Here is a 25,742-nt window from a genome sequence, read left to right as displayed (position 1 = left end):
CGGGTGACGCCGTGAACGACGCGACCGTCCTTTCACGAAACAAGGTCGAAGTCCGCGGAGGCCGCATCAAGGTCGGCAAGGCGGGCTGGGTGGAAGTGGGCACGGAGCCGGTGATCGTGGGCCGCAACGCCCAGTGCAGCATCGTGCTCGACGACGCGAAGATCAGCGCGGTGCACGCCGAGCTCGTGGCCACCGAGCAGGGCGTGCGCGTGCGGGATCTCGGCAGCCGCAATGGCACGTTCGCGGGCGGCGTGCGCGTGGGCGAGGTCTTTCTGCTCGCGGCGTGCAAGCTCCGGCTCGGCGAGACCGAGCTCACCTTCGAGCCGGCGCGGCCCGAGCGGATCACGGTGCCCTCGCTCCCGGCCTTTGGCCCGCTCGTCGCGCAGAGCGCCGGGATGCGCGGCATCTTCGAAAAGCTCTCCAAGGTCGCGCCGACGGATCTCACGGTGCTGATCACGGGCGAGACGGGCACGGGCAAGGAGGTCGTGGCGCAGGCGATCCACCAGGCGAGCGCGCGCGCGAAAAAGCCGTTCGTCGTGGTCGACTGCGGCTCGATCCCGTCGAGCCTCGCGGAGGCGACGCTCTTCGGCCACGAGCGGGGCGCGTTCACGGGCGCGGTCGACAAGCGCCTCTCGCCGTTCGTGGAGGCCGAGGGGGGGACGATCTTCCTCGACGAGCTCGGCGAGCTGCCGATCGAGGTGCAGCCGAAGCTGCTCCGCGCGCTGGCGGAGCGGCGCATCAAGAGCGTCGGCGGCTCCTCGTACCGCGAGGTCGACGTGCGCGTGCTCGCAGCGACACGGCGGGATCTCGTGCGGGCCGTGAATACCGGCGCGTTCCGCAGCGACCTTTACTTCCGCGTGGCGCAGGTGCGTGTGGAGCTGCCCGCGCTGCGGCAGCGGCTCGAAGACATCCCGGTGCTCGTGCGCCGCATGCTGCGGGATCTCGGCGGCGACGAGGGCGCGTTCGATCGTGTCTCGAACTCGACGCTCGAGCGGCTGATGCGGCACGACTGGCCGGGCAACGTGCGCGAGCTGAAGAACGCGGTCGCGGTGGCGTATGCGCTGGCGGGCGAGGGCGAGGAGCTCGACGTGGCGGCGCACCTCGGGGCGCTGACGGAGATCCACGAGCCGCACGTCGCGGGCCCGCCGCCTTCGAGCAGCGCGGGCGGCCCGGTCTCGACGGGCGCGGGCGCGTCGTTCAAGGGCAAGGCGTTCCAGGAGGCCAAGCACGACGTGCTCGCGCGGTTCGAGCGCGAGTACTTCGCGGGGCTCTTCGACGAGGCGAAGGGCAACATCTCGGAGATCGCGCGCCGCGCCGGCATGGAGCGCGCCCACGTCCGCACGTACCTCAAGCGGCACGGCATCCACGGCAAGACCGAGGGCGGCGACGCTTGAGCGTCGAAGGCGACGGAAGCGCACAGGAATCGAACCTGCCCAGGACAGCGGAACTGCCCCGCACCGATTTTGAAGACCGGGGGTGGCACCAGCCGACCGCGCGCTTCCACCCGCCCTTCTAGCGGGTTTCTCCGCGCAGGGCTACCCTCGCGCCCGTGCGCCGCTTCGTCCTCGGCACTGCGGGTCACGTCGATCACGGCAAGACCACCCTGGTCCGCGCCCTGACGGGCATCGACACCGATCGTCTGCCCGAGGAAAAACGCCGCGGCATCACGATTGAGCTCGGTTTCGCGCCCTGGAACCTGGGCGACGGCATCGAGGTCAGCATCATCGACGTGCCGGGCCATCGTCGCCTCGTGCACACCATGATCGCCGGCGCGATCGGCATGGAGGTCGTGATGCTCGTCGTCGCTGCGGACGAGGGCGTCATGCCGCAGACCCGCGAGCACGTCGCCGCTTGCGAGCTGCTCGGGATTCGTCGCGCCGTCGTGGTCGTGACGAAGACGGATCGCGTGGGCGAGGAACTCGCGGGCCTCGCCGGCGACGAGGCCGTGGAGCTCGTCGCCGGCCGCATGCAGGCCGAGGTCGTGCTCTGCTCCGCGCGCACGGGCGAGGGCCTCGATGCGGTCCGTGACGCCGTCCGGCGCGCCTTGATCGCGCTCCCGCCGCCCGCCGCCGCGCCGCGCGCGCGCCTCGGCGTCGACCGCGTCTTCTCCGTGCGGGGCGCGGGCACCGTCGTCACGGGCACGCTCGTCGAGGGAAAGATCCCGCTCGGCGCGCCTCTTTTCGTCGTCGGCACCGGCCGCGCCGGCGAGCGCAGCGCCGAGGGCGAGGTCCACAAGACGAGCGCGCGCGGCCTGCACATCCACGATCGCGCCGTCGACCTCGCCGAGGCGCCGACCCGCCTCGCCTTGAACCTCGCGGGGGTGCCGCTCGAATCCGTGCACCGCGGCGACCTCGTCACCGACGATCCCAGCGTCGTCCCCACGCGCCGCATCGATGTCTCGCTCCGCGCCACGGCCCCCGTGCGCAGCGGCATGAGCGTCTCCGTGTACATCGGCACCGCGCGCTCCGCGGGCAAGCTCGACCTGCTCGGCGAGCCCCTCGAAGACGGCCGCCGCCTCGCCCGGCTGCGCATCGCCGACGCGCTCGCCGTCGTCGGCGGGGATCGGCTCGTCCTCCGCGGCTCGGACGTCGACGGCCCCGCGGGCGCCGTCCTTGGCGGCGGTGAGGTCCTCGACGCGCGCCCGCCGCAGAGCCTACGCAAACGCGGCCGCGCCGCGCGCCTCGCCGTCCTCGAAGCGCTCTTCGTCTCGCGCGACTCCCAGGCGGTCATGCGCGCGCTCGCCCTCGAATCCTCGCCGCGCCCGCTCCCGCGCGACGTCTTGCCCTCGCGGTTCTCCTTGCCCGCGGCCGAGCTCGAACGCGCGGCCGACAAGCTCGGCGACAAGGGTGAGCTCGCGCGCATCAAACGCCTCGGCTGGGTGCCTCGGGCTGCGCTCGTCGAGCTCGCCGTGGAGGCGCGTGGGCTCGTCGCCGCGCATCAAAAGAAGAACCCGCTCGATCGTGGCATGGTCCTCGAAACCTTGCGCGCGCGCCTCGCCGCGCGGACCGGGGCCGAGGCGGCCGACGAGATCATCAAGCTCGCGGCTTCGAAGAGCGGCAGCGTCGCCGGCGAGCCCATCGTCGTCGAGGGCGACGTCGTGCGCGCCCCGCAGATCACGGCCGCGTCGGCCTCGGGCGCGGTCGGCGCGGTCGGCGCGGCGCTCACGGCGCTGGAGAAGGCGCAGCTCAAGGGGATCACCGAGTTCGGCGTCAAGGAGGCCTCGGGCGCTTCGCCCAAGGAAGTGAAGGCGATCCTGGCGAAGCTCGTGCGCGAGGGCCACGCGACGCACGCTGGCGAACTCTGGTTTTACCGGGCCGACATCGACGCGCTCCGGGCCAAGGTGAAGGCGCACCTCGAAAAGCACGGCCGCATGTCGATCGCCGATTTCAAGGATCTATCGGGCCTCGGGCGGCGGCAGGCGATTCCGCTGCTCGAATTGTTCGACCGAGAGGGCGTCACGCGGCGCGAGGCCGATGACAGCCGGGTGAGGGGGAAATGACGTTCCAACGTCCGAAGATGCGGTCCATCGTTTTCTTGTGCGTACGAAACTCCGCGCGCAGCCAGATGGCCGAGGGGCTCGGGCGGACCATTCTCGGCGGCGACATCCGCGTCCAGAGCGCGGGCAGCGAGCCTTCGCACGTGAACCCGTGGGCGATCGAGGTGTGCCGGGAGATCGGCATCGACCTTACCGGACAAACGTCGAAATACGTGGGCACGATCGACCCCGACTCGGTGGACACGGTGATCCGCCTCTGCGACGAGGAGGTTTGTCCCGTGAGCCTGAGCGACAAGCAGCACTATTACGTGCCCATCGAGGATCCCGCGAGCGACGATCCGAGCTTCGGGCGCGAGCAGATGCTCGCTCGTTTCCGCCGCGCGCGGGACGCGATCAAGGAGCAGTTCGAATCCCTCGCGGCGATCCTCGATCGGACCTGACGCGCCGCCGGAGCGTGGCGGCGAAGAGCGGCAGGAAAAACCAGCCGGCGCGATCGCCGGTGCCGCGGCTCGTGTGGCAAGCGCCGCCGGAAAGGCGAACACCTTCCTCCGCGTCCGCCTCGGCATCCGCGCCAGCATCCATTTCCGCGTCCACCGCTGCGTCCGGGCCCGCATCCGCCTCGGCATCCGCGTCCGGGCCCGCGTCTGCTTCCGTCATGCATTGGCCGTCCATGCACGTCCCCGCGTCGCAATCCTTGGGCGCTCCGCTCGTGCATACGCCTTCCGCGCAGGTATCGCTGACCGTGCAGGCGTCCCCGTCGTCACACGCGGTCCCCGTGAGCAGCGTGCACGCCCCGTCCATGCTGGCGCCCGCGGCCATCGCGCAGGCGTCGCATACGCCGAGATCACACGCGCTGTCGCAGCATACGCCATCCACGCAGAACCCACTCGCGCACGACGCGGCCGTCGCGCAGGGATCCCCATTTTCGCTTTTCAGGACGAACACGTACGCCGACCCGGCATTCGTCCCGGCATCGTCCTCCAGATAGGCGCCGACGATCGCCGTCTCCCCGTCCATCGCCACCGAGAATCCAAAGGCGTCGCCCGCGGTCCCGTCGCCCGCCACGAGCAGGAGATCCTCGGACCAGCCGGGCCCGCTCTCCGTGAACACGTAGGCCGCGCCCGCATTCGAGCCTTTCGTATCGTCGAGCAACGCGCCGAGGATCACCCGGCCTTTCGTGAGCGCCACGCTGGTCCCCAGCCGATCGTCCGATCCGAGCCCCACCGGCACGAGCTTGCCCGCCTCCGCCCACACGAGCCCAGCGCGCGCGAACACATACCCCGCCCCCGCGTCGGTCCCAGCAGCATTCGCGAGCGGCGCGCCGACGATCGCCGTGTCCCCTTCGATCGCCACCGCCGCACCGAACGTATCCCCCGTCTGTCCGTCCGCCGCGACGAGCTTCTTTTGCTGGCTCCACACCGGCCCCGCGCCCACGAACACATACGCCGCGCCCGCGTCCGCCCCCGCGTCGTCATCCCCCGGCGCGCCCGCGATCACGGTCTGCCCGGAAAAACCGACCGACGCGCCCAATCGATCCCCCGCCTGCCCGTCCGCCGCGAGGAGCTTCTTTTGCTGCGCGAACACGCCCGCATTCTCACCGAAAACGTACGCCGCGCCGGCCTCCGCGCCTTTCGTGTCCTCGGAAGGCGCCCCCGCGACGATCGTCCCGCCCGCGACAGCGACCGCCTGGCCCATCTTGTCGCCCGGCTTCCCGTCGCTCCCGAACACCTTTTGCTGCTGCGTCCACACCCCATTCGTCCGGACGAACACGTAGACGGCGCCCGACGCGAGCGTCACGCCATCACTCCTCGGCGAACCAACGACGGCCACGTCCCCGTCGACATCCACCGCGTGCCCGAACCATTTCCCCGGCCCCCCATCACTCGCCACGAGCTTCTGCTCGAACGCCCAAGCCCCGTTCGTCCGAACGAACACATACGCCGCACCCGCGTCCGTGCCTTTCGTGTCCTCGTCGGGCGCGCCGAGGATCGCAGTGTCCCCCGAGAGCGCCACGGAGTAGCCGCAGAAGTCGCTCGGATCGCCATCAGGTGCCACGAGCTCGATCGCCTCGGTCACGACGAGCGCCGCGGCCGTTCGAGCGACGGGCTCCGGCGCAGCGGTGCCGAGATCACAGGCCGCGAGAGGCAGGAGCGCGGCGAGCCAAGCGGAGGCCTTCGAGCGGTACGCCTTGGACATGGGGGCCAGGTATCGTATCGCCCCCGCGCCGGAAGGGCGTGGACAATGCCGCCGCCGGCATGCGAAGGTCCCTGCCAGAAAGAAAGGGTGGTCGTCATGGCGGAAGTGAAGCGGCTGCAGGGCCTGGGGAATGTCGCAGCAGTGCAAGAGGCCCTCGCGCAAGCGAACGCATACAAGGAAATGCTCGAGCGCGAGGCCGCCGCGAAGGCCGAGGCCGAGGCCCAACACGCCGCCGAGGAGGCCCACGTGGGCGCCCAGATCGGCGCACTCGTCGAAGCCGCGTACCTGGTCGCATCCGCAGACGGGCGCTACACGAGCAGCGAATCCGAGCGGCTGGTCGAGCGCGTCGGCGCCCTGACGGAGGACAAGTTCGCCTCGCACCAGCTCGCCGCGATGGCCGACGAAGCCCAAAGCCGCGCCTCCGAAGGCATCGACGCCCGCGCCCGCGCCATCGCAGAAATCCTGCCCGATCCGGAGCTCCGCCGCGCAACCTTGCTCGTCGCCTCCGCCGTCGCATGGCTCGACGGCGGCGTCGGTCAGAAGGAAGGCCTCGCCCTCCAGTCCCTCGCCCGCGCATTCGGCTTCTCGATCGACGAACTGCACAAGATCATGAGCAAGGCCCACGGCTGAGGCGCCGCGCCGCGCCGGGGTTTCACCCCGGGCCCCGACCAGGGGTTGTCCACCCCTGGACCCGGACCAGCGCAAGCGCTGGACGCGGGGTCGATGAACTGCGCGGTGCGCAGTTCATCGAACAGCCAGGTCAAGACTGCCGACCAAGACCGCAGCGCTGACGGTGCAACCGGCAACGTGCCGCTGCGTGCGACGACCTTCGTGGTCTTGCCACCGGCCTGTGGGAAGAACTGCGCATTGCGCAGTTCTTCCCCAAAAGGTCCAGGGCTGGCCCTGGTTCGGGTCGAGGGGCGAACAGCCCCCGCGGGGTCCGGGGCAGCGCCCCGGCGCGACGGCCTCCGCGGAGACCGGGGTCGTCAACCGAACGCTGGCTCGAATGCGGCTGTGCGCTCGCGTCCCCAGGCTTCGCGCTCGACTCTGCGGGTTTCGTAGAGGCCGAGGGAGGCGACCGGGAAGTAACTTCGGTACAGCGTGTAATGCAAGAGCGCTGTGCGGAAGAAGAGACCGGCCGGCTCTTCTGCGGGCCAGGTGCCGTCGTCGCGTTGGGCGGCGGCGAGGAAGCGCGCGCCGCGATCGATGGCGTCCCAGTCCGGATCTTTGGCTTCGAGCAGCGCTGTGATGGCCCAGGCTGTCTGGATGACCTGGCTCCGATCGTTTTCGCGGTATTGCCCGCCGATGGCGCTCTCGTGATGCTCGCCCCAGCCGCCGTCCGGGCGTTGCCGTGCCTTGAGCCACGCGCATGCTTTGCGAATGGCGTGGTCGTGCGGCGGGGCGCCCGCGGCGAGCAGGCCCCGTACGCCGAACATCGTGCCATAGATGAAGCATACGCCCCAGGCTGCCGGGAACGACCCGTCCGCGTGCTGGAGCGCACGCAGGCTCGCTGCGGCGCGGCGGATGGCGGTGTCGACCTCGCTCCGCAGGATCTCCGGGTGATGCGTCTGGAACGCCGCGAGCGCTGCGATGCACGAGGCCGTGCATTCGACGTACGCTGCTTCGCTCATCGAATCGCCGAACATCTCCGCGGGGTTCAGCCATTCGAGGGGCACGCGCGTGCGTCGCGCCTCGTAGCTGCCGAACGAGCCGTCTGGATTCTGGCACCGGAGCACGAACCGCGCCGCTGCTGCCATGTCCTCGGCCGAGGCGCGCGCATGCGGTGATTCCAGCCGCGCGAGCATTGCCTCGGCCGTGCAATCGCTCACCGGCCAGCCGTGCCAGACCCCGGCGAAGCAATATCCGCCGCGCGGATCGAGCCTATCGTGCGCCGCCGCGTCTCCGATGGCCTCGCGGATCTGCTGGTCCTCCAGGAATCGATCCGCGCGCGTGAGCGGCTCGGCGACGTCCACGTGCTTCGATGCGGCCACGAGCGCCTGCGCTGCGAAGGACGTATCCCACGACGCGCTGCGCGCCCCGGCGATCCGCACGCCGTCCGTGTCGTCTTCCCAGATCCAGCCCTCGAACCGATCCAGCGCGAGCAGCGCGTCCGGGTCCTTCGGATCGTTCATCCACAGCGCCAGGATCCCGAGCAGCCCGCTCACCGGCGACAAAGCGGTGTGCCCGCTCGCGCGCAGATCGTAACGCACCTCTTCCCGGAGCGCCGAAAGCAGACCTGCCCGTGATTTCGGCGTCCGCACCCGATCGACGACCTCGAACGCCTGGTAAGCGAATTCGAGCGCCAGGCTCGGCGGCGTTTGCAGCTCCGCCGCGCGCCGCTGCCGCCGCGCCGCCGCGAAATCGACCGCGCCAAACCCGCCCGGATAAAGCTCGTTCCGCAGCGCCTGCGTGATCGCCGTCTCGGGCGCGCTCCGCCGCGCGGACACGAGCAGCGACATGCCGAGGTAGATGTACCGCGTGTGGCAATAATACTTCGACGGGTGCAGCGCCCACGATCGCGGGAGGAGCCACGCCTCGGGCAATACCTTCGGCACGCCCTCCCAGCCATACAGGCCACAGAGCGCAAGCCAGAGTTTGCCCCAGCTCGGGATCGCCGCCGCGCCGCCCTCCTTTCGGAGGAACGCGAGACCCTTGGCGACGAGCGGATCCTCCGCAGGCACGCCGAGCAGGCGCGCTGCCACGTACACGAGCGTCGTGACGAACAGGTAGGGCTGCGAGAGCTCGTGCATGCCCCACGTTCCATCCGGCAAACGCGTCCGCGCGAACTGGAGCAAGAGCCGCTCCCGACGCACCGGATCGATCGGCAAGCCCATCACGTGGCACGCCATGACGTACTGGGCCGCGAGCATCGGGTTCCAGATGACCTCGCCCTCCCACGACCCGTCTTCGGCCTGCTCGGCCACGAGCGCGCGCACGCCCCGCGCGAGCGCCGTCCGCGGCTCGAGCCGCGCCTTGCCGAGCCGCGTCGCGCGTTCGGCCGCCGGGTGCTCCAGCACCTCCGCGCGCCCGGCCGCCGCCTTCAGCGCTGCGCCATATCGATCCTCGGCCGAGCGAGGAAAATTCTGCGTGGGCTCGGCCGGCGTGAGGTGCAGTGTCGCCCGCATGAGCCAGCGGATGCGCATGCCGAGCTCACTCGCGACCTCGGCCGCGTGCCGCGGATCCCGCCGCACCACGCCGTCGCGCACGATCGCGCTCGACGCGCGGAGCAGCGCTTTCAGGAACGATCCGCCGAAATGCAGCGGGTTCGTATCCTCGCACGAGAGGAAGCCCATCGTGCGCATCCGCTCCGCGGGTTGCTCGCGCCAGAGGTCGTAGATCCCGCTGCGGATCGCCGCCGTCTCGTCCGACGTGTCGGCGAAGACCTCGTAGAGCGCGACCGCGAGCATCTCCGGCGCGCGGCTCTGGATCGTGCGCCCGCGGCTGTAGGCGCGGAAGTTTTTCGCCTCGGAGAGCGCGATCGCGTCCTGGAAGCCGAGCGTCATGCCGAGCGCCGTGAGCGGGTGGTGGTGGCCCACCGCGTCGCCGACGAGCGCGAGCCCCTCGCGGCCGTAATCGACGCGCGGGCGGATCTGGTTCGTCGCCCATGCGATTTCGCCGCTCTCGAGCGCCTTGCGGAGCGCGCCCCGCAGCGCCTCGGGCAGGACGGGCGAGAACGCGTCCCAGAGCGTCGCGGCCTTGCTGCGCTGCACGCGCATCGAGAGAGGCACGTCGAGGCAAAGCCGCACGTGCCGATCGTCGAGCCGATACGCGAGCGCCGGCCCAGGGCCGCCGAGGAACACGTGGCCGTGCCCTTCGAGCGGCATGCGCACGCCTTCGAGCAAGAGCCCCGCCATGCGCGAATACGTCGCCGCGCTCCGATCGATCGAGAGCGCCGCGTGCGCCACGCCGCTCCGGCCGCTCGCGCCCACGACGAGCCCGGCGCGCACCATGCGCTCCCCGAAGCCCTTTTGCTGGTACGAGAGCGTTTGATCGACGATGCTCGTCGCGCGGGATCCGGGCTGGTAATCGATGAGCGCTTCGCCCATCACGCGCTCGCGCAGCCGCTCGACGAGCCGGACGTGCTCGATTGCGTGGCCGACGTTGCCGGCGCGATACGGGAGCGCGATCGGGTTCGTGCCGTCGTCGGGGTACAGGACGAATCCGCGCCCCGTCTCGTGCGTCGCGCCGGCCGCCAGATCCACACCGAGCCCGCGGAGGATGTCCACGGCGGGCGGATGCAGCCACTCGCCGGCGAGCCGCTCGACCGCGCGCGGGTTCGACTCCAGCAAGAGCACCCTCGCGCCTCGCTTGGCGAACGCGAGCGCCGACACGCATCCGACCGGACCTGCGCCGATCACGGCGATGTCGTAGTCGATCCTCTCTGCCTTCCCATTCATGCAGGACCTCGTTCGTCATCCACGGCCGCGGCGTTCGCCGGCGGCACCCCTGAACTGGTCCCCCCCTGTCGAATCGAGGGCGGCCCGGACGCCCGGACAAACCGTGCGTCAGGACCACCCCGGGTCTCACGCGTTCACGGCCGCGTGATGTGGGCCCCGCGCGACGCGGGGCCCTCGGGCACGAGCGCCCGACGGAAGAAATCGGCGTATGCGTCGTAAATCGCGCTCCGCACGCACGTGGGCACGAAGCCGAGCTCGCGCTCCGCCTTCGAGGTATCCGCGCGCCGCGGCGAGGACGCGGGCGCGGGCGCGCCGGGCGGGCGTTCGCCTCCGAGCATCCGCGCGGCTGCGAGCTTCTGCGCGAGGGACGTCCGCGCGAGCAAGGCCGGCACGGCGAACGGCGGGCGGCGACGCGCGCTCGCCTCCTCGAAGAACGAGAGCAGATCGTCGATCGACACGAGCTCGGTCGTGATCACGTATTTCTGCCCTTTGCGCCCGCTCCGCATCGCCGCGAGGTGGGCCTCCACCGCGTCGCGCGTCGACGTGAGCAGGAGCGCGCCGCGCGCGAAGGCGCGGAGCTTGCCGTTCGCGTGATCCACGAGCGCCCGCCCGATCGCGCTCGGCCGCTCGTCGAAGGGCCCGACCAGCGTCGTCGGCGCGACCACGACCACGTCGAGCCCGTCGGCCACGGCCTTCAAGCATTCGTGCTCCGCGAGCGCCTTCGTCCGCGCGTGCGGCGAATGCGCGGAGAACGGGTCGAGCGGCGTCGCCTCGTCGATCGGCGCGCCGCGGGCGTCGTCGTACCGCACGGCGTCGAGCGAGCTCGTCACGACGACCCGCCGCACGCCCGCCTCGCGGCACGCGCCGAGGAGCGCGCGTGTCCCGAGCACGTTCGTCTCGAAAAACGCCTGCTCGTCGCCCTCGGCCACCATGGCCGCCGCGTGATACACCTCCGTCACGCCGCGCGTCGCCGCGCCGAGCGCGTCCGCGTCACGCACGTCGCAGGTCACGACCTCGACGGGCAAACCCGCGAGCGCCGAAGCGCCTCGCGCGCCCCGCACGAGCACGCGGACCTCCTTGCCCTCGGCGACGAGGCGCCGCACGAGGTTTTGCCCGAGGTGCCCCGCGCCGCCCGTGACGAGCACGCGCCCCTCGCGGGTCCGCGCGTCGCTCCGAGATGCCTCGCCCGAGGTCTTTTTCGTGTCCGCGCCGCCGCGGATCACCGTCATCGACGCGCGCCGCTCGGGTGGCACCGGCGGCCTCCGGGCGCGGAGCAGCGGCATCGCCCCGCGCCCGGACACGCCCGCGGGCGCGCTCGGCCCGGCCTCCGCCGCGCGGGTGAACAGGGCGTTGAGCGCCGCGTCGCTCTCGGCCGCGCGCCGCGCGCCGGCGAGAACCTCGGCCACGAGGCGTTTGTCGATCTTGGGCTCGCGCCCGCGGACGAGCGTGTTATCGCCCCGCTCCACCTCGCGCAGCGTGGCGATCGCCAGCGCGAGCGGCACCGCGCAGAACGCGCGCACCTCCGCGCCCTCGCGGCCGGGCCAGCAAAGCGTGTACTCGACCGCGGCGTCGAGGTGCCCCCGCGCGATCGCGCACACCTCGGACACGGCCGCGAGGCCACCCGCGCGCGCCTCGGGCGCGAGCAGGACGTCCCGACGAACCCCGTGCCGGGCGAGCACGTCTTCCGGCAAGAAACACGCGCCGCGATCGAGATCCTCGGCGACGTCTTTCAGCACGTTCACCATCTGCAGGCCGAGCCCGAACCGCGTCGCGCGGCTCCGGGCCGCCTTGCGAACCTCCTCGCTCGCCCCGGGCACCGTGCGCTCGAAGAGCGAGGTGAGCAGCTCGCCCACCGTGCCGGCCACGAAATAACAATATCGCTCGAGGTCGCGCACGTCGCGGATGCGCGTCTTTCCTTCGGCGTCCGCGCGCCCCGCGTACTCGCGCATCCCCTGGCTCATCTCCAGCACCCACGGCCGGATCGCCTCCTGATCGGCGGCGGGCAGGCCGCGGAACACGCGAAACACCGCGCCCGCCCCCTTGCAGAGCGCGCGATCGGCCTCGGCCATGCCGAGGGCCTCGTCCGCGAACCGAGCCTCGAATTCGGACAAAGACCGCGCCTCGCCCCGCATGAGCGCGTCGAACGCGTCGAAGAGCGATACGCGGGTCTCGGGCGGGATCGGATTCGCGTCCTCGATGCTGTCGACGACCCTGCACAGGAGATACGCGGCGCAGAGGGATTCGGAGAGCGCCTCGGGCAACGACAGGATCGAGAGCGCGAACGTCCGCGAGACGCGCGGCAGCGTCTGCACGCAGAAATCGCGATCGGCGACCCTCTGCGCGGCGAGCGCCTCCAGCGCGGCGGCCATGGCCCCGCCCCCCTCATCGGACAAACCAATCCGCAGCCCCACGTCGCGGAGCCCAGAAACGTCATGCCTGGCCATTCCGTGCCGCTCCCTGTAATGCCGGCGCCTCGTGGTCTCGGCTGTCAACGAAGTAATCGAAGAATCAGTGTCTAGCGTTTGTGTACTGCATTGCCGTCTTCACGGATCGGTCCGATCGTCCGACTTTGCAGAGAGGCCGTACATGGCGCATGGAGGGCAATCGTGTCAAGGGGACGTTGCCTACGTTCGCGCGCTTTTTTTTGCTCAGGCGGTACGAGCGCGAAGTCTTTTTCGCATCGGCCTGCCTTTCCGGCGCGGCCGATACGCGCTCGCCTGACCATTGCATACGTGGACGGACATGAGCACGAGGAGCGCCTTGTCGTGGGCTGCGCTCGTCGCCTCGCTCGCTGCCTGTGAGCGCGACGCGCCCACCATTTCCAAGGAACCCCGCGGCGCGCGCCCGCAAGCCGCGGCGCTCGTCCCGGTCCAGACGGAGGAGGAGTTCCCCGCGCTCGGCTGCTACGAGCGCGCGCGGGATCGCACGCTGCTCGCGCAGAACGACGCCTATCTCCTGTGCCTCGGCGCGACGTCGGACGCGCCGATCGCCTGCTACGAGCGGGCCTCGGCCGGGCTCCTGCTCTCCGCGCAGGCGATAGAGCTCTGCCGCTGCGCCGAGTCGCTCGCGCCGATCGACTGTTATGAGCGCGCCGCGCGGCAGACCGCGCTCATGCAGGCCGACATCCTCGCGCTCTGCAGCGCGACCGCGATGCAGCGGCTCTACCCGAATTGCACCCCCATCCGCTGAGGCTCACATGCCACAACGCTCGGAGTGCGCGATCGTCGTCATCGCGCCCGCGCCGCCGGCGCCGACGCGCGTGTATTGCACGACGATCGGGACGTCCGACTCGATCACGCTCGCGAAATCCGTTCCGATCGGCAGCGGCTCCGGGCCTTCGAGGTCCTGCCAGCGGACACGCCGGCTCCGTTCGGGAAGCAGCGTCAGCAGGTAGGGCCCGGCCGGCACGCGGTGCTCGAAGTACACCATGATCTCCACGTGCGCCTCGTGCATGGAGGCATTGAGCAGCCAGAGCACGTCGTTCGCGCCGTCGAGCTCGATGCTGCCCGCCCGCTTCGCCACGTGCCCCTCTGCGACCGACCACCGTTTGCACCCCGCCGGCTTGCTCATCCAGGTCCCCCTCGTCCGGGCGCTCCCGCCCGAGAAAGGCCGCCTGCAGCGCCTGTGCCCGCGCGCCGCGTTCCCTTCCCCCGCGCTTGCTTGTATGCTGTGTCGAAATGTTCGTCCGCGTCGGGCTCCTCGTCCTCTCGTTCGCCCTTGGCGTCGGTTGTCGGGACGAAAGCGCGTCCCCGACGAAGGACCCGGAGACCAGGCCGTCCGCATCACCCCCCGCGAGCGTGGCCCTCGCGCCGCCGAGCGCCGCGCCGCCGCCGCCCGCCGCGCCGCCGCTCCCCGCGCTTGCGTCCCGCAAAGTGGCGAGCAAGACGCTCGTGGACGGGAGCCTCCTCGGGGAGTTTTCCTTCGAGCGCGCCGCGGGCGACGAGGGCATGGCCTGGCTCGCCGCCGAGGACGCCTGCGTCGCCGCGGGAAAACACCTTTGCACGGCCACGCAATGGCAAGCCGCTTGCGAGGCCGATCCGGCCGTCGCCGCGGTCGAGACCTGGACCCTCACGCCCGAGCGCGACGCGGGGTTCGTCGTGCGCGGCGGCGCCGCGGGTTGCGCCCGAAAAACCGTCGCTCCCGGGGCCCAGGCGAGTCCCTTCCGCGCCGGGGCCTGCTGCACGCCCGCGCTCGCCGCGGCTGGCCGCGACATCCAGCCGGCCATGCTTCGGGCGATGGCGAAAAACGTCCTCGACCTCGAACGGACGTTGAATGCGCGTCGCGCCTCCGCGCTCGCGGGCTTCTTCGATGAGCGCGTGCGCGTCTTCCTCAAGGAAAAATCACGCGCCGAGGCGGTCGCCGTCTTCGAGCACGAGTTTGGCAAATACGAAGATTACGCGACCGTGCACGAGCTCTGCGATTTCTCGGCCGGCGCGGACGACACGACGTATACCGCCGATTGCCGCAAGATCACGCGGTTCGGCGGCAAGATCGGCCTCGTGCTCACGCGGTACGTCTTCGTGGGCGGCTCGGGCAAACTGCGCTCGATCACCGATCCGGCCGTGTACCGCGCATTCGCCGAGCCGTAGCCGGCTTTCTCATCCATCCGGCCAGCGCACGTCCGGAAACCGCTTTTCCGAGAGGTCGATCACCGACACGATTTCCACGGCCGCGCCGCTCGCGTCGATCCCCCAGTACGTCGGGACCACCTGATCCCCGCCGAGCCCGAACGCGACGATGTTTCCGACGGTCCCTTTCCATTCGGCATGACCGAGGCTCCCGCCTTCCGCGCCGCGCGTCGCCCCGAGCGCCCGAATGAGCTCGCCGCTGTTTCGCTCGGCGCGACCGTCAGGGATGTAGTCCTCGTGGACGACGCCGTTACGCACGGACGTTCGTACCTGGCCCGGCGGCATGTATTCGGCGAACACACTCGCATCCATGAAGCAGCCCGTCGCGGCGTCGGACGGATACCCCGTGCGCGCGCCGGGGCGGGACGACTTGGCATTGTCTCCCGCGACCGCCGCCGTCTCCCATCGCGCCGGGCGGCCGGCACCAAAGACGACACGCGCGAGCAATAGCTCATGGGCACGGCCTCGCTCGTCGTCCTGGAGGAGCAGCTCGACGGGGTAACGCCCCGGCGGGACGGCGCGCGAAAGCACGTGGTTTGCCGAGAGGTTCGCGAGCGGATCCCCCGCCATGAGTTTTCCCGTCGGCACCACGAGCATTCCGATGCCCAACCGACGCGTGCGCACGGCAACGAGCTCGTCGGTCTCCGCATCGCGCTCGCGCAGCGGCGCGCCCGTGAAGAGGTCGTGAAAATCGATCTGCGACGGCGCAGGTACGCTCGCCTTCGGGCGCTCCTGCGACGCCGAGGGATTGCCCGGAGACGTGGGCGTGGACGAGGCGCTGCACCCGGAGAGCGAGATCAACACCAAACCTGTCGCGAGCGATAACGTCGGCGGGAGGGCGCGTCGGAAGGGAGGCACGGTGGGCGAGGGTAGCTCGAAACGTCGTGACATCAACCGGCGGCGCGCGCGGCCCGTACGAACCTCCGCACGCGCTCTGGATCGACGGGCTCCTCGATGCGCCCGTTCTCCTTGATGCTCGACCCCACGATCACGCCGTCGGCCGCGCCGAGGAAGGCAGTCACGTTCTCCTCGGTCGCGCCGCTGCCGATGAGCACCGGCGAATCCCCGGCGAGCGCCTTGGCCTCCCGCACCTTCGCGAGATCCGGCGCGTCCCCGGTCATTTTCCCCGACACGATGAGCGCGTCGGCCCCGGAAAAACGCGTCCATTCGATGTGCGTCGCGAGATCGATGCCGGGGAACCTGACCGAATGCTTCTTGTCGACGTCGGCGAACAGCTTGATGTGCTCGGCGCCGAGCTCCTTGCGCCGCCGCAAAAGCTCCGCCGCGCACCCCTCGTCCCACGAGCCCGCCTCCCACACGCCCGCGCCCGCGAGCATGCAGACCCGGACGAACTTCGCGCCTGCGGCAATCGCGATTCCGAGCAGCGCGACCCCGCCGTTGTGCACGAGGTTGATGCCGAGCGGCAAGGGCACGGCTTGCCCCACGGCCCGCGCCACGACTGCGTGCGCCGCAATGCTCTCGGGCGCGATGTGGGATCCGGCGCGGAACGGGACGTCCCACATGTTCTCCACGATGATCCCGTCCACGCCGCCCTCCGCGAGCGCGCGGGCGTCGCGGATCGCGTTCTCCAGGAGCACCTCCATCCCGTAGCCCGCATACCCCGGCGCGCCGGGCAGCGGCCAGCAATGCACCATTCCGAGGACGGGCTTTTTCGTGCCGAAGAGGTCCCCGAGGTCCCGGAGCTTGAGCGCGTCGAGGCGCGCCTTCCACGGAGGCGTCATGTGTCTCTCCCGATCGATGGTTTGTCGTCCGTGAACAAGATTCGCAAAGATGAAAGCTCGCCGCCGTGCGTGGAGATCACTTGCAAGAGCTCCTCCCGCCCCGGCAGCGACGCCGCCGCGCCGAGGCGGCTCACGACGTGCGCGCCCGCGGCGTTGCCCAGCCTGCCCGCATGGTCGTGGGAGGCGCCGCGGCGCCAGGCGTAAAGGAATGCCGCGACGAACCCATCTCCTGCGCCCGTCGTGTCGCGCACGTCGGCGGGGAATGCAGGCAGGAACGTTCGTGTGGACCCTTCGGCCACGACGGCGCCGTTCGCCCCGAGCTTGCCCACGACGAGCGGCACGCCCGCCGCGAGGAGCGCCGCCATGGCGGCTTCGTGGGAAGCATGATGATCCGGCGGGGCGAGCGCGCCGAGCTCGCTCGTATTGCCGAAGAGCACGGAAAACCGCGGGGCGAGCGCGAGGAGCTCCGTGGCGCGGGTCCGGACGAGCGGCAGGCAAACATCGAGCGAAATGGGGATGTCGCGGCAGCGCGCTTCTTCCATCAATGCGAGCGTCGTCGTCCCCTGCTCACCTTCGAGGAGCGCGTGCCCCGCCACGTGCAGGTGCATGACGTCCTGAAACACCGCCGCAAAATCGGGGCACGCGACCGCGGCGTTCGCGCCGCGGAAGCTCAAAAACGTCCGCTCGCCGCCAGGGGAAATGGCCACGATGCAGTGCCCGGTGGCCTGCGTGGCGTGTGTCTCGACGAACGAAAGATCTACGCCGGCTTGCCTGGCCGCCTGGAGCGCGATGTCGGCTCCCGGATCCCGCCCGACCGCCGTGACGAGCCGGGCGCGCGCGCCGAGCTTGGCGAGCGCCGTCGCCACGTTCGCGCCCGAGCCGCCGCTGCTGTACCCGAGCGCCGTCATCGCCACGTCGTCGCCCTCGTCCGGGAAACGCGCGAGCGTGCTGCTGAGGTCTGCGTTGGCGTCGCCGACGACGAGAAAAACCATGGGGCCGGCGAGCCTAGCGCGGAACCCATCCCCCGACCATCCCGTTCAAAAGAGCGAGCATCCGCGTGGTTTTGGCGCGCCCCTTCCCAACGGCCCCCCATCCGGTCCATCCTGCGCCCCCGGCATTCCTCACCTGCCGAACGAAAAGGGGATTTCGACGCATGAAGCTCTGCGGCTTTCGCATCAGCAACTACCACAACAAGGTCCGCCTCGTCCTCCTGGAGAAGGGCATCCCCCACGAGGAGGATCCGAGCTGTTGGCCCTCCCAGGATCCCGCATTTCTCGCGCGTTCCCCCATGGGCCGGGCGCCCTTCCTGGAGACGCCGCACGGGGTGCTCTGCGAGTCGCAGGTGATCTGCGAGTACCTGGAGGACGCATACCCGGACAACCCCCTCTATCCGCGCGATCCGTTTGCCCGCGCCAAGGTCCGCGAGCTCGTCCAGGTCTTCGAGCTCAACGTCGAGCTCGTCGCGCGCCGCACCTATCCCGCCGCGTTCATGGGCAGCACGCTCACCGACGAGGCCAAGGCCGCGATCCAGGCCGATCTCGCCAAGGGCGTCCGCGCCTTCTTGCAGCTCGCGAAGTTCGATCCGTTCCTCGCCGGCGCCGAGCTCACCGTGGCCGACTGCGCCGCGGCCATGCACTTCCCGCTCATCTCGCTGGCCACCTCGCGTGTGTTCGGCGCGGACGCCTTCGCCGACGTGCCCGAAGTCGCGGCGTATGTCGAGCGGATCCGCCAGCGCCCCCACTTCGCGCGGGTCCTCGAAGACAGCCGCGAGGCGTTCGCGCGGGCCATGGCGAACGCGCGCCGCGGCTGAGCCCTTCGCGACGAACCGCCTTTCCAATCGACGACGGTGGGGGCGTTCGTGTTATAAGCCCCTCGCCATGCCCCTCGTGCCGCCGAAGAGCGCCCGCCCTCCGCGTGAAGCCCACCGCATCGACGAAGCCTCGCTCACGCGCTGGCTCGTGGCGAACGTGGACGCTTGTCGCGGCGGCGGCTCCGCCACCGCGCTCCAGTTCCAGGGCGGCCAGTCAAACCCCACGTACTGGATCGGTTTTTCGGGCCCGGACGGCGACCAGGAGCTCGTCCTGCGCAAGAAGCCGCCGGGGGAGCTCTTGCCTTCGGCGCACGCCGTCGAGCGCGAATACCGCGTCATGCGCGCGCTCGCCGGCTCGGACGTGCCCGTGCCCGAGGCCTTGGCGCTCTGCGAGGATCCGGCCGTGATCGGCACACCGTTTTTCGTCATGCGCCACGTCCCGGGCAGGATCTTTTGGGATCCGCAGCTCCCCGGGACGAGCGGCCCGGACGAACGCCGGGCGATCTACGACGACCTCGTCCGGGCCCTCGCCGCGCTCCACCGCGTGGAGTACGCCGCCGTCGGCCTCGGCGATTATGGCAAGATCGGCGGATTCGTCCCGCGCCAGGTGCAGCGCTGGTCGCGCCAGTACGAGGCGTCGCGCACCGGCGACGTGCCCGCGATGGAGGCGCTCATGGCCTTCCTCGGCAAGAGCGCGCCGAAGCACGACGAGACCACGCTCGTCCACGGCGATTACCGCATCGACAACGTGATTTTTGCGGGCAGCGAGCCCCGGGCGCTCGCGATCATCGACTGGGAGCTCTCGACGCTGGGGCATCCGGTGAGTGATCTCGCGTATCTCTGCATGGGGTATCACCTCGCGCTCCCGGGGCGCGGCAGCCTCGTCGGCGCGGATTTCGGGGCGCTCGGCATTCCGGACGAACCGGGGATCGTCGAGGCGTATTGCAAGCTCACGGGCCGGGGCGCGATCGAGGACTGGCCTTATTTCATGGCGTTCGGCATCTTTCGGCTGGCGGCGATCGCGCAGGGCGTCTACAAGCGGAGCCTGCAAGGCAACGCGAGCTCCGAGAGCGCGGGCGCGTTCGGGGCCGCGGTTTTCGCGCTGGCCGATCTCGGATGCAACATCGCCGGGGTTCGCCCGGGTTGATCACCATGGGAGCACGGAGGAACATCATGCGGGGGTTTTTGGCGGCAATGCTCGGGCTCGGTCTCCTCGGATGCGGGGCCTCGTCCGAGGCCACGCTGGACGGTCCGGAGGCGCCCACGCAGGCGTCAATGCAATGCGAGGGCCCGCAGCCGCCCGTCGTGCAGAACGTGCGCTGGCTCGGTCCCGCGTCGGCCCCGGGCAACGCGCCGCTCGCGGGCGTGGGCGTCGAGGTGAACAAGGCGCTCGCCTTCGAACAAGGCGTCGAGGTCACGGTGCGGGAAGTGAAATACACGCCCGTCGCCGCGGACCGGAACCTCGCCATGGCCCGGATCACGATTCGCCGCGGGAGCGAGACGAAAGACGTGAGCATCGGGCGCGAATTGCCGGGCGGGAAGGTGTGTTATCAGCAGGCGACGGGGGTATGGATCGGCCTCGTGGAGACGGTGCCGAACAAGGCCATGCTCCGCGTGGGTTTGCCCCCGGCGGAGCCGCCTCCCTGACGAGTGGCCGCTAAAAAGAAACGCGCAACCCTGCGCCGGTCGTGATGCCCCGCGCAGGGAGCGCGGCCATCGTCGCGCGCGGGGTCGTGGGACCCCCGCGCGCCTCTTCGAGCGGCGTGATCTCGAATTTCACGTCGTCGCGTCGCATCATGAGCAGCATGCCGCCGAAGGTCCCGCCGAGCAGCAGGACGCCTCCGATGACGAGCGGAGCGGAGCTGAACTCCTCTCCGGGGTCACGCGTCATGATGGGCACCAGCATGACCACCCCCCCGACGACGATGCCGCCGACGAGCACGCCGAGCCCCGCCATTCGCGTGCCCGCGTTCGACGTGTACGACCCGACGATGCGCGAGGGACCGTCAAGGCGCACCGGATCCGCGCTGAGGACCGGCACGCCCCCCTGCTTGGACAGGGCGAGGTAATGGGTCCCCACCGGCAAGCTCGCCTCACACGGGGCCGTGCAGATCTCCGTGAACGACTGCCCGACCGCAGATCCTCGCGACCCGACGACGTACGCCGAGCCCGAGCGGACGTGGTACGTCGCATTGGGCTCGTCCGATTCGAGCTTGAGCGAGGCTTCGCCGGCTTTGACGGTGATGAAGGGCTTGGTCTTGCTGCGGCGACCCTTGCGCGCCGGAGCCTCGTCCTCGTCCTCGTCCTCGTCGTCTTCGTCCGGCTTCGCCTTCGGCCTCGCGGACTCCGCGCCGGCATAGGTGACATCATCCATGTCCACCGTGCGACTTTTCCCGGACGGTAGCAGGATGGTGACGGACCCTTCCGGGTCTTTCTCGACGATGGTCCCGCGCAACATCCCGCCGTCCTTCAGGAGCACGATGTCGGGAACCGATGCTTGGCCGCCGTCCGCCGACGCCTCGGGAATCGCTCCGAGGAGGAGCGCGGCGCCGGCGACGAACCCTAATACACTGGATCGCATGACAGCGGCCATACCACGAGGCCGCACCGAGTTCCAAAAATCAGTGGGAGCGTTCGCGGAGGGGGATCGCCTGGGCCCGTATCAGAGCCGCCCGTCGACGACGCTCCAGTTCACGTTCGCGAAGAAGTCCTCGAGGTATTTCGCGCGCTCGGTGGGCTTGAGGTACGCGCTCCACGCGTGCTCCCAGAGGTCGAGCACCACGATCGGGCGGTGCCCGGCGGGGTGGCCGACGTCGTGGCGGTCGATCCAGTAATTGTCGAACTGGCCGCGCGTGGGGTCGAAATACGTGATGGCCCAGCCGACGCCCGGCATCTTGGCGACGCCGAGGAAGTCCTTTTTCCAGTCGTCGAAGCTGCCGTACTGGCGCGCGATGGCCTCCGCGAACCGCGTGTCCTTGCCGTCCGTGGCCTTGGATGTGAGGTTGTCGAAGTAATACTCGTGGAGCAGGATGCCGTTGATCTCCCAGCCCGCGCGGCGCTTCAGCTCGTTGTATTCGAACGTGCTCGCCTTGTTCTCGGCGACCATCGACGCGAGCGTCTCGTTCAGCTTGTTCGAGCGCGTGACGTACCCATTGTAAAGCGTCAGGTGGACGGCGACCTGATCGTCGGTGATGCCTTGCAGACCCTTGAGCGCCGAATAGTCCTTCGCCGTGTACTTCGCCGGGATGATGGCCATGTTCGCCTCCTCTTTCGCTTCTTCTCGTAGGTGCGAAAGCAATGCGGCGCAAGGCAGCCTCCAATGCGTGGGCAGACCTCCAACCGCTTGGCACGCTCGCCGATGCGCTGGATGCGCTTGCGCTTCTGTCCCGAGGGAAGAGCGCTTCGCGATCGTCCGAGCATCGAACCGGCCGATGCTCTAGGCTCGGCAAGATCGGCCATGTCCCCGCACACCTCGGCTGACCGTGATCCCGGCGTAGGTTTTCAACCGCGGCCCGCCGCCCGGATCGCCGATCGTTACGAGCTGCTCCGCGAGCTCGGGCGCGGCGGGCACGGCGAGGTGTGGGAGGCGCGGGACACGCTCGCGGGGGAGCTCGTGGCGGTGAAGCTCCTGCGCGCAGGGGCCGCGGATCCGGCCCGCGCGCGCAGGGAAATCTCCACGCTGCGGCTCTTGCGCTTGCCCGGCGTGGTGCGCCTCTTCGACGAGGGGACGGAAGAGGGGTGCCCGTTCCTCGTGATGGAGCGCGTCGCGGGGTTGCCCTTCCCCGGAGCCGATCGCCCCGTTCCGTGGCCCGCGATCGCCCGCACCACGGTCGCCGTGCTGGAGACGCTCGCGCGGATCCACGCCGCGGCGATCGTTCACCGCGACCTCAAGCCCGATAACGTGCTCGTCGGCGCAGACGGGAGGCCCACGATCCTCGATTTCGGCCTCTCCTCGGGGCGTTTGTCGAATGAGGACGATACACCCGCCGGCTACATCGAGGGCACGTTCCCGTACCTCGCGCCCGAGCAGCTCCGCGGCGAGGCGGCCTCGCCGGAGACCGATCTTTATGCGCTCGGCGTGCTCCTCTATGAGGCGCTCGCGGGGCGACTGCCGCACCGCGCAGGGAGCCTCCAGGAGCTCATGGTCGCGCGTCTCACCGAGCGCCCGGAGCCGCTCGTGCGGATCTCCCCCGGCGTCCCCGAGGAGGTCTCCGCGCTCGTCGAGCGAATGCTCGCGATCGAGCCCGAGGATCGGCCGCGCGGAGCGGCGGAGGCGCTCGGGAGCCTCGGGGGGCAAAAAGCCGCGCAGAGGACGGCCCTGCCTCGCCTCGGGGGCCACGGTCCCGTGCGTGCGCTCGTCGAGGCTGCCCGGACAAACCAATTCCTGTACCTCGTGGGAGAGCCGGGCACGGGTCGCACCCGCGCCCTCGCCGAGGCGGCCGAGGCGCTCTCCCGCGAGGGACGTGTGGTGCTTCGCGCCCCGCCCTCGCCCTGGCCTTACGAGAGCCTCACGCCCGTGATCGGGCCGCTCCCGCGCGAGGGTGCGCTCCGCGCCGTCGCGTCGTGGGTGGACGAGCGACTGCGCTCCTTGCTCCGAGAGGGCGTGGTCCTCGCCGTCGACGACGTGGAAGAGCTCGATCGCTGGTCCCGCGAGGCGCTCGAGCGCGCACGCGGATCGGGCGCGATCCTGGCCACGGGTCGAGGGCATTGGCGCGATTTCGAGGAGATCCCGCTCCGGCCGCTCGACGCGGCCGACCTCCGCCCGCTGTTCGCCGGACCGGATCGGCTCTTTCACCTGCAAACCGACGCGGCGCGCGTGCTCGACGCCCGGACGGGGGGCGTGGCCGCGCGTGTCGTGAACGAGCTCGAAGCCTGGACACGCGCAGGGCTCGCGCGCTGGGATGGCGCGGTGTTCGTGATCGATCGGGACGCGCTCGATCAACTCGAAGCCATGCCGCCCGCGCCTTCGCCGCCGTCCGCAGACAAACCCCCGGCGATTCCTTCCCACCTGGAGGAGCTCGTGGCCTCGATCGAGCTTGGATTGCCCGAGTATCCTCCGCTGGAGGTCGCCATGGCGATGGGCAAACCCCCCTGGGCCGCGGAGGCGCTCGTCGCCGAGCTCAGGGGCCTCGGGGTAGGGCCGCATCGACGGGGAGAAGGTCCTTCCGAAATGCACTTGGGCCTCGCGCCGCGCCTGCCGACGGCGCGCGTGCGGGCGATCCACCGCGCCCTCGCCGCGCGCCGCGCGCGTGGCACCGAGGGACGGCTCTTGCGCCTGCTCCGCGGGGCCGAGGGCGGCTCGATCGACGAGTGCCTCGAAATCACCTTCGAGGCCGAGGCCAGCGGGCGCCGGTCTGCCGAGGAGGGGCGGCTCGGCCACGCGGTGACGGCCATCCGCGAGGGGTTGCTTTTCGTCCGGCAAAGCCCCTTCGCGCAGGATCCACGCGCCGTCGCGCGCGAGCATTCCTTGCTTTCCTCGTGGACCGAAATCGCGCTCTCCGAGGGGACGCCTGTTGCGCTCGATCGGATCCTCTACGAACTCTGCCGCACGCGCCCGCCTACCTTCGACGTGGCGCACCTCGAGGCGCTCGTGCGCGCGGCGCTCGCCCTCGCGGCGGGCGCCGATCGCGCCTTTGCCATGGCCGACGCCGTCGCTCCGTTCGCCGAGGTTCGCCTGGAGGCATGGCGGCAGCGCCTGCGCATCGCGAGCGCGCGGCGCGGGCCGGATTCACCGGAGCGACTCGCGGCCGTGCTCCGGGAGGTCGAGGCGTGGGCCGCTTCGTCCGGGGAGCGCGCGGCGCGCGTGGTGCTCGACGCGGGGCTCGCGCGAAAGGCGTACCAGGACGGCCATTTCGAGGACGCGGCGCGGCTGCACCTCCGTGTCGCTGCGGCGGAACCTTTCCTCGCCGCGCGTATCGCCGCGCTCGACAATGCGGCCTCGGCGCGCATGGAGACCTTTCGATTCGACGAGGCCGCGGCGTACGCGGCGGAGGCGCGTGCGCTCGCGCAGAGGTGCCGGCACGCGCATCTCGAGGCGCGAGCGGAGTGGCTCCTGCGCGCGGTCGGTTATCGCGCGTGCCGGGTCGAGCGGCCCGATCGGGAGTTGATCGACGCCGTCGAGCGGCTCGGTGTCCCGGATCTCGAGGGGCTCGTTTGCATGAACGAGGCCGCGGTCGCTTTCCGTGGCGGCGATCGGGACCTCGCGCGGGCGCTCGCCGAGCGAGCGGATCGCATCTGGACGGGGATGGGCAAACGCTGGGCGTCGCTCCTCGCGCGTTGCCTTTCCGTGACCTGTGGCCGGCGCGTGGGCGAGGGGGAGGGCCTGGAGCTTGCAATGCAGGTCGCCGCGTGCCCGGTGCCGGGCCTCGGGATCCAGATGCTCGGCATGCTGGCCCTCGTGTTCCAGGACGTACGTGATCGCTATCGTGGGGCCCTGGCCGAGCTCTGCGCGGGGGTCCCGCCGGCGTATGGGTCGATGCGGATGGAGGTGCTCTCGGTGGACGAGGCGCGCGCGGCCATCGAGGGGGATCAGGGGTCGGCGGGCGGCGCGTCGAGATAAGCGCACGTGGCGATTACATAGGTCGAGCCTTCCTTCCAGACCGCGCTGGAGAACTGCTGGAAGGTCCCCAGGCTGTTCACCGTCGTGGGCAAGATCTGGCCGGGATTGGTGACGACCCCGACGAGCCCTGACTCGTCTCGCGCCACCTTCTCGAGCGGCATCTGGCTCGCGCCGCTCCGGCTCCCCGGGGGGGCATATCCAGGCAGGAGCGTCCAGCATTCCATGTTGGTTCGGTAGCCGCTCGTCGCGGGGATGGCCGTGCCGAAGACGTATCCACGGATTTGCCCATAGGTCGTGGCGTCGTACGTCGCGATGGGTACGCCCGACTGGAAGCGATAATCGATCTGGTCGCGCTTGTCGCCATCCGTCTGCTCTCCGCCTTCGGCTCCCCATTCCGTCCTTTCTCCCGTTCCGCCGTCGAGCGCCTTCGAGGTCCGCTTCGTCGGTAGGGACACGCCGGTCGTCATGCCGGCCGACCGCGCGTCGGACAGGGGCGGCGCCGGAGGGGGCACCGCCGTGCGGATGGAGTCGTAACTCGCGCTGTACACCTTCACGTAATGGGCCCCTTTGCGCCAGAGCCCCGGCCAGGTCGCATTCCAGTCCGCGAGGGTCGTGACGGGCTCTCGCAGCGTGATCGGCGTGCGAAGCACGATCCCCGTGGGAGGCAAGGGCAGGGCGCCCTCGTAGAGCACCCAGCGCTGCTCCTGGTGCACGCGCTCATCGCGAAGGCTCGGTGGGCATGCGAATACATACCCCACGACGTTGCCCTGGAGGACGACCTCGAGGGTGGTGTTGTCGGCAAACGGTCCGTTGAGCAAGAAATCCTCCGTCCGGGTGATGATCTGCGGCGATGAGGGTTCGATTGGCTGTTTACTTCGAGCCGCGGGCGGCGTCCATCGATGGCCGCCGCCCGC

Annotated in this window: 20 protein-coding genes and 1 tRNA gene; 10 read left to right on the top strand and 11 right to left on the bottom strand. The window is 70.4% G+C overall.

Annotated features, from left to right (window positions below; translation table 11 throughout):
- Positions 1-11: 11 nt before the first annotated feature.
- Entirely contained in the window at positions 12-1,394 is a 1,383-nt protein-coding gene (locus POL67_RS36375) for an FHA and sigma-54 interaction domain-containing protein (RefSeq protein WP_271925229.1), read from the top strand.
- A 13-nt stretch (positions 1,395-1,407) separates the two neighbouring features.
- On the opposite strand, the gene POL67_RS36370 is transcribed toward POL67_RS36375, so the two are convergent.
- Positions 1,408-1,502 (bottom strand) — tRNA-Sec (locus tag POL67_RS36370).
- A gap of 47 nt (positions 1,503-1,549) precedes the next feature.
- On the opposite strand from POL67_RS36370, the gene selB reads away from it, so the two are divergent.
- Together selB and POL67_RS36360 are read left to right on the top strand one after the other, a co-directional pair.
- Positions 1,550-3,499: a selenocysteine-specific translation elongation factor gene (gene selB, locus POL67_RS53860; RefSeq protein ID WP_271925228.1), complete on the top strand. Its 1,950-nt coding sequence runs from the start codon at positions 1,550-1,552 to the stop codon at positions 3,497-3,499.
- Positions 3,496-3,936, top strand: coding sequence for an arsenate reductase ArsC (locus POL67_RS36360; protein WP_271925227.1), 441 nt, complete (start codon positions 3,496-3,498; stop codon positions 3,934-3,936). Before selB ends, POL67_RS36360 begins: the two co-directional genes overlap by 4 nt.
- Here POL67_RS36360 and POL67_RS36355 read toward each other — a convergent pair.
- Positions 3,890-5,692, bottom strand: a complete 1,803-nt coding sequence (locus tag POL67_RS36355; RefSeq protein ID WP_271925226.1) for a hypothetical protein — start codon at positions 5,690-5,692, stop codon at positions 3,890-3,892. The genes POL67_RS36360 and POL67_RS36355 overlap by 47 nt on opposite strands.
- Positions 5,693-5,788: 96 nt before the next feature.
- Between POL67_RS36355 and POL67_RS36350 the strand changes: the two genes are divergently transcribed.
- Positions 5,789-6,322 (top strand): tellurite resistance TerB family protein, encoded by a 534-nt coding sequence (locus POL67_RS36350; protein ID WP_271925225.1) that lies wholly within the window; start codon positions 5,789-5,791, stop codon positions 6,320-6,322.
- A gap of 356 nt (positions 6,323-6,678) precedes the next feature.
- On the opposite strand, the gene POL67_RS36345 is transcribed toward POL67_RS36350, so the two are convergent.
- Both POL67_RS36345 and POL67_RS36340 read right to left on the bottom strand, forming a co-directional pair.
- Positions 6,679-10,089, bottom strand: a complete 3,411-nt coding sequence (locus tag POL67_RS36345; protein ID WP_271925224.1) for a squalene/oxidosqualene cyclase — start codon at positions 10,087-10,089, stop codon at positions 6,679-6,681.
- A 134-nt stretch (positions 10,090-10,223) separates the two neighbouring features.
- On the bottom strand, positions 10,224-12,533 hold the full coding sequence (locus tag POL67_RS36340; RefSeq protein WP_271925223.1) for a squalene/phytoene synthase family protein: 2,310 nt from the start codon (positions 12,531-12,533) through the stop codon (positions 10,224-10,226).
- Positions 12,534-12,831: 298 nt separating this feature from the next.
- Between POL67_RS36340 and POL67_RS36335 the strand changes: the two genes are divergently transcribed.
- A complete protein-coding gene (locus POL67_RS36335; protein ID WP_271925222.1) occupies positions 12,832-13,278 on the top strand; it encodes a hypothetical protein in 447 nt (148 codons plus the stop codon).
- Positions 13,279-13,281: 3 nt separating this feature from the next.
- Here the strand turns inward: POL67_RS36335 and POL67_RS36330 are convergent, their stop codons facing one another.
- A complete protein-coding gene (locus tag POL67_RS36330) occupies positions 13,282-13,659 on the bottom strand; it encodes a sensory rhodopsin transducer (protein ID WP_271925221.1) in 378 nt (125 codons plus the stop codon).
- 107 nt (positions 13,660-13,766) lie between these two features.
- On the opposite strand from POL67_RS36330, the gene POL67_RS36325 reads away from it, so the two are divergent.
- Entirely contained in the window at positions 13,767-14,678 is a 912-nt protein-coding gene (locus POL67_RS36325) for a hypothetical protein (protein WP_271925220.1), read from the top strand.
- Between the two features lie 9 nt (positions 14,679-14,687).
- On the opposite strand, the gene POL67_RS36320 is transcribed toward POL67_RS36325, so the two are convergent.
- The 3 genes from POL67_RS36320 to POL67_RS36310 are packed head-to-tail and all read right to left on the bottom strand — an operon-like array spanning position 14,688 to position 17,451.
- A complete protein-coding gene (locus tag POL67_RS36320) occupies positions 14,688-15,575 on the bottom strand; it encodes a DUF4241 domain-containing protein (RefSeq protein WP_271925219.1) in 888 nt (295 codons plus the stop codon).
- 32 nt (positions 15,576-15,607) lie between these two features.
- Positions 15,608-16,459, bottom strand: coding sequence for a BtpA/SgcQ family protein (locus POL67_RS36315; RefSeq protein ID WP_271925218.1), 852 nt, complete (start codon positions 16,457-16,459; stop codon positions 15,608-15,610).
- Entirely contained in the window at positions 16,456-17,451 is a 996-nt protein-coding gene (locus tag POL67_RS36310; protein WP_271925217.1) for a carbohydrate kinase family protein, read from the bottom strand. Before POL67_RS36310 ends, POL67_RS36315 begins: the two co-directional genes overlap by 4 nt.
- A 161-nt stretch (positions 17,452-17,612) precedes the next feature.
- On the opposite strand from POL67_RS36310, the gene POL67_RS36305 reads away from it, so the two are divergent.
- The 3 genes from POL67_RS36305 (at position 17,613) to POL67_RS36295 (ending at position 19,916) form a co-directional block, all read left to right on the top strand.
- Positions 17,613-18,269 carry a glutathione S-transferase family protein gene (locus POL67_RS36305; RefSeq protein ID WP_271925216.1) on the top strand — a complete coding sequence of 219 codons (657 nt, stop codon included), beginning with the start codon at positions 17,613-17,615 and terminating at the stop codon, positions 18,267-18,269.
- Between the two features lie 67 nt (positions 18,270-18,336).
- On the top strand, positions 18,337-19,416 hold the full coding sequence (locus POL67_RS36300; protein WP_271925215.1) for a phosphotransferase family protein: 1,080 nt from the start codon (positions 18,337-18,339) through the stop codon (positions 19,414-19,416).
- Between the two features lie 26 nt (positions 19,417-19,442).
- On the top strand, positions 19,443-19,916 hold the full coding sequence (locus tag POL67_RS36295; protein WP_271925214.1) for a hypothetical protein: 474 nt from the start codon (positions 19,443-19,445) through the stop codon (positions 19,914-19,916).
- A 10-nt stretch (positions 19,917-19,926) separates the two neighbouring features.
- On the opposite strand, the gene POL67_RS36290 is transcribed toward POL67_RS36295, so the two are convergent.
- Positions 19,927-20,850 carry a hypothetical protein gene (locus tag POL67_RS36290; protein WP_271925213.1) on the bottom strand — a complete coding sequence of 308 codons (924 nt, stop codon included), beginning with the start codon at positions 20,848-20,850 and terminating at the stop codon, positions 19,927-19,929.
- A gap of 81 nt (positions 20,851-20,931) precedes the next feature.
- A complete protein-coding gene (locus POL67_RS36285) occupies positions 20,932-21,525 on the bottom strand; it encodes a superoxide dismutase (RefSeq protein WP_271925212.1) in 594 nt (197 codons plus the stop codon).
- A 201-nt stretch (positions 21,526-21,726) separates the two neighbouring features.
- On the opposite strand from POL67_RS36285, the gene POL67_RS36280 reads away from it, so the two are divergent.
- Positions 21,727-24,828 (top strand): serine/threonine-protein kinase, encoded by a 3,102-nt coding sequence (locus POL67_RS36280; RefSeq protein WP_271925211.1) that lies wholly within the window; start codon positions 21,727-21,729, stop codon positions 24,826-24,828.
- Here the strand turns inward: POL67_RS36280 and POL67_RS36275 are convergent.
- Positions 24,798-25,646 (bottom strand): hypothetical protein, encoded by an 849-nt coding sequence (locus POL67_RS36275; protein WP_271925210.1) that lies wholly within the window; start codon positions 25,644-25,646, stop codon positions 24,798-24,800. The two genes, POL67_RS36280 and POL67_RS36275, sit on opposite strands and share 31 nt — an antisense overlap.
- Positions 25,647-25,742: the final 96 nt, after the last annotated feature.

The sequence above is a fragment of the Polyangium mundeleinium genome, assembly GCF_028369105.1.
GTDB lineage: Bacteria > Myxococcota_A > Polyangia > Polyangiales > Polyangiaceae > Polyangium > Polyangium mundeleinium.
Note: the sequence above shows the minus strand (reverse complement) of the source record. Positions and strands in the feature narration are given on the sequence as shown.

Excerpts from the sequence above, each read along its gene's own strand:
- POL67_RS36360 (WP_271925227.1), top strand. The coding sequence starts at position 3,496 with ATGACGTTCCAACGTCCGAAGATGCGGTCCATCGTTTTCTTGTGCGTA.
- POL67_RS36355 (WP_271925226.1), bottom strand. The coding sequence starts at position 5,692 with ATGTCCAAGGCGTACCGCTCGAAGGCCTCCGCTTGGCTCGCCGCGCTC.
- POL67_RS36350 (WP_271925225.1), top strand. The coding sequence starts at position 5,789 with ATGGCGGAAGTGAAGCGGCTGCAGGGCCTGGGGAATGTCGCAGCAGTG.
- POL67_RS36345 (WP_271925224.1), bottom strand. The coding sequence starts at position 10,089 with ATGAATGGGAAGGCAGAGAGGATCGACTACGACATCGCCGTGATCGGC.
- POL67_RS36340 (WP_271925223.1), bottom strand. The coding sequence starts at position 12,533 with ATGGCCAGGCATGACGTTTCTGGGCTCCGCGACGTGGGGCTGCGGATT.
- POL67_RS36335 (WP_271925222.1), top strand. The coding sequence starts at position 12,832 with ATGAGCACGAGGAGCGCCTTGTCGTGGGCTGCGCTCGTCGCCTCGCTC.
- POL67_RS36330 (WP_271925221.1), bottom strand. The coding sequence starts at position 13,659 with ATGAGCAAGCCGGCGGGGTGCAAACGGTGGTCGGTCGCAGAGGGGCAC.
- POL67_RS36325 (WP_271925220.1), top strand. The coding sequence starts at position 13,767 with ATGTTCGTCCGCGTCGGGCTCCTCGTCCTCTCGTTCGCCCTTGGCGTC.
- POL67_RS36315 (WP_271925218.1), bottom strand. The coding sequence starts at position 16,459 with ATGACGCCTCCGTGGAAGGCGCGCCTCGACGCGCTCAAGCTCCGGGAC.
- POL67_RS36310 (WP_271925217.1), bottom strand. The coding sequence starts at position 17,451 with ATGGTTTTTCTCGTCGTCGGCGACGCCAACGCAGACCTCAGCAGCACG.
- POL67_RS36305 (WP_271925216.1), top strand. The coding sequence starts at position 17,613 with ATGAAGCTCTGCGGCTTTCGCATCAGCAACTACCACAACAAGGTCCGC.
- POL67_RS36300 (WP_271925215.1), top strand. The coding sequence starts at position 18,337 with ATGCCCCTCGTGCCGCCGAAGAGCGCCCGCCCTCCGCGTGAAGCCCAC.
- POL67_RS36295 (WP_271925214.1), top strand. The coding sequence starts at position 19,443 with ATGCGGGGGTTTTTGGCGGCAATGCTCGGGCTCGGTCTCCTCGGATGC.
- POL67_RS36290 (WP_271925213.1), bottom strand. The coding sequence starts at position 20,850 with ATGCGATCCAGTGTATTAGGGTTCGTCGCCGGCGCCGCGCTCCTCCTC.
- POL67_RS36285 (WP_271925212.1), bottom strand. The coding sequence starts at position 21,525 with ATGGCCATCATCCCGGCGAAGTACACGGCGAAGGACTATTCGGCGCTC.
- POL67_RS36280 (WP_271925211.1), top strand. The coding sequence starts at position 21,727 with ATGTCCCCGCACACCTCGGCTGACCGTGATCCCGGCGTAGGTTTTCAA.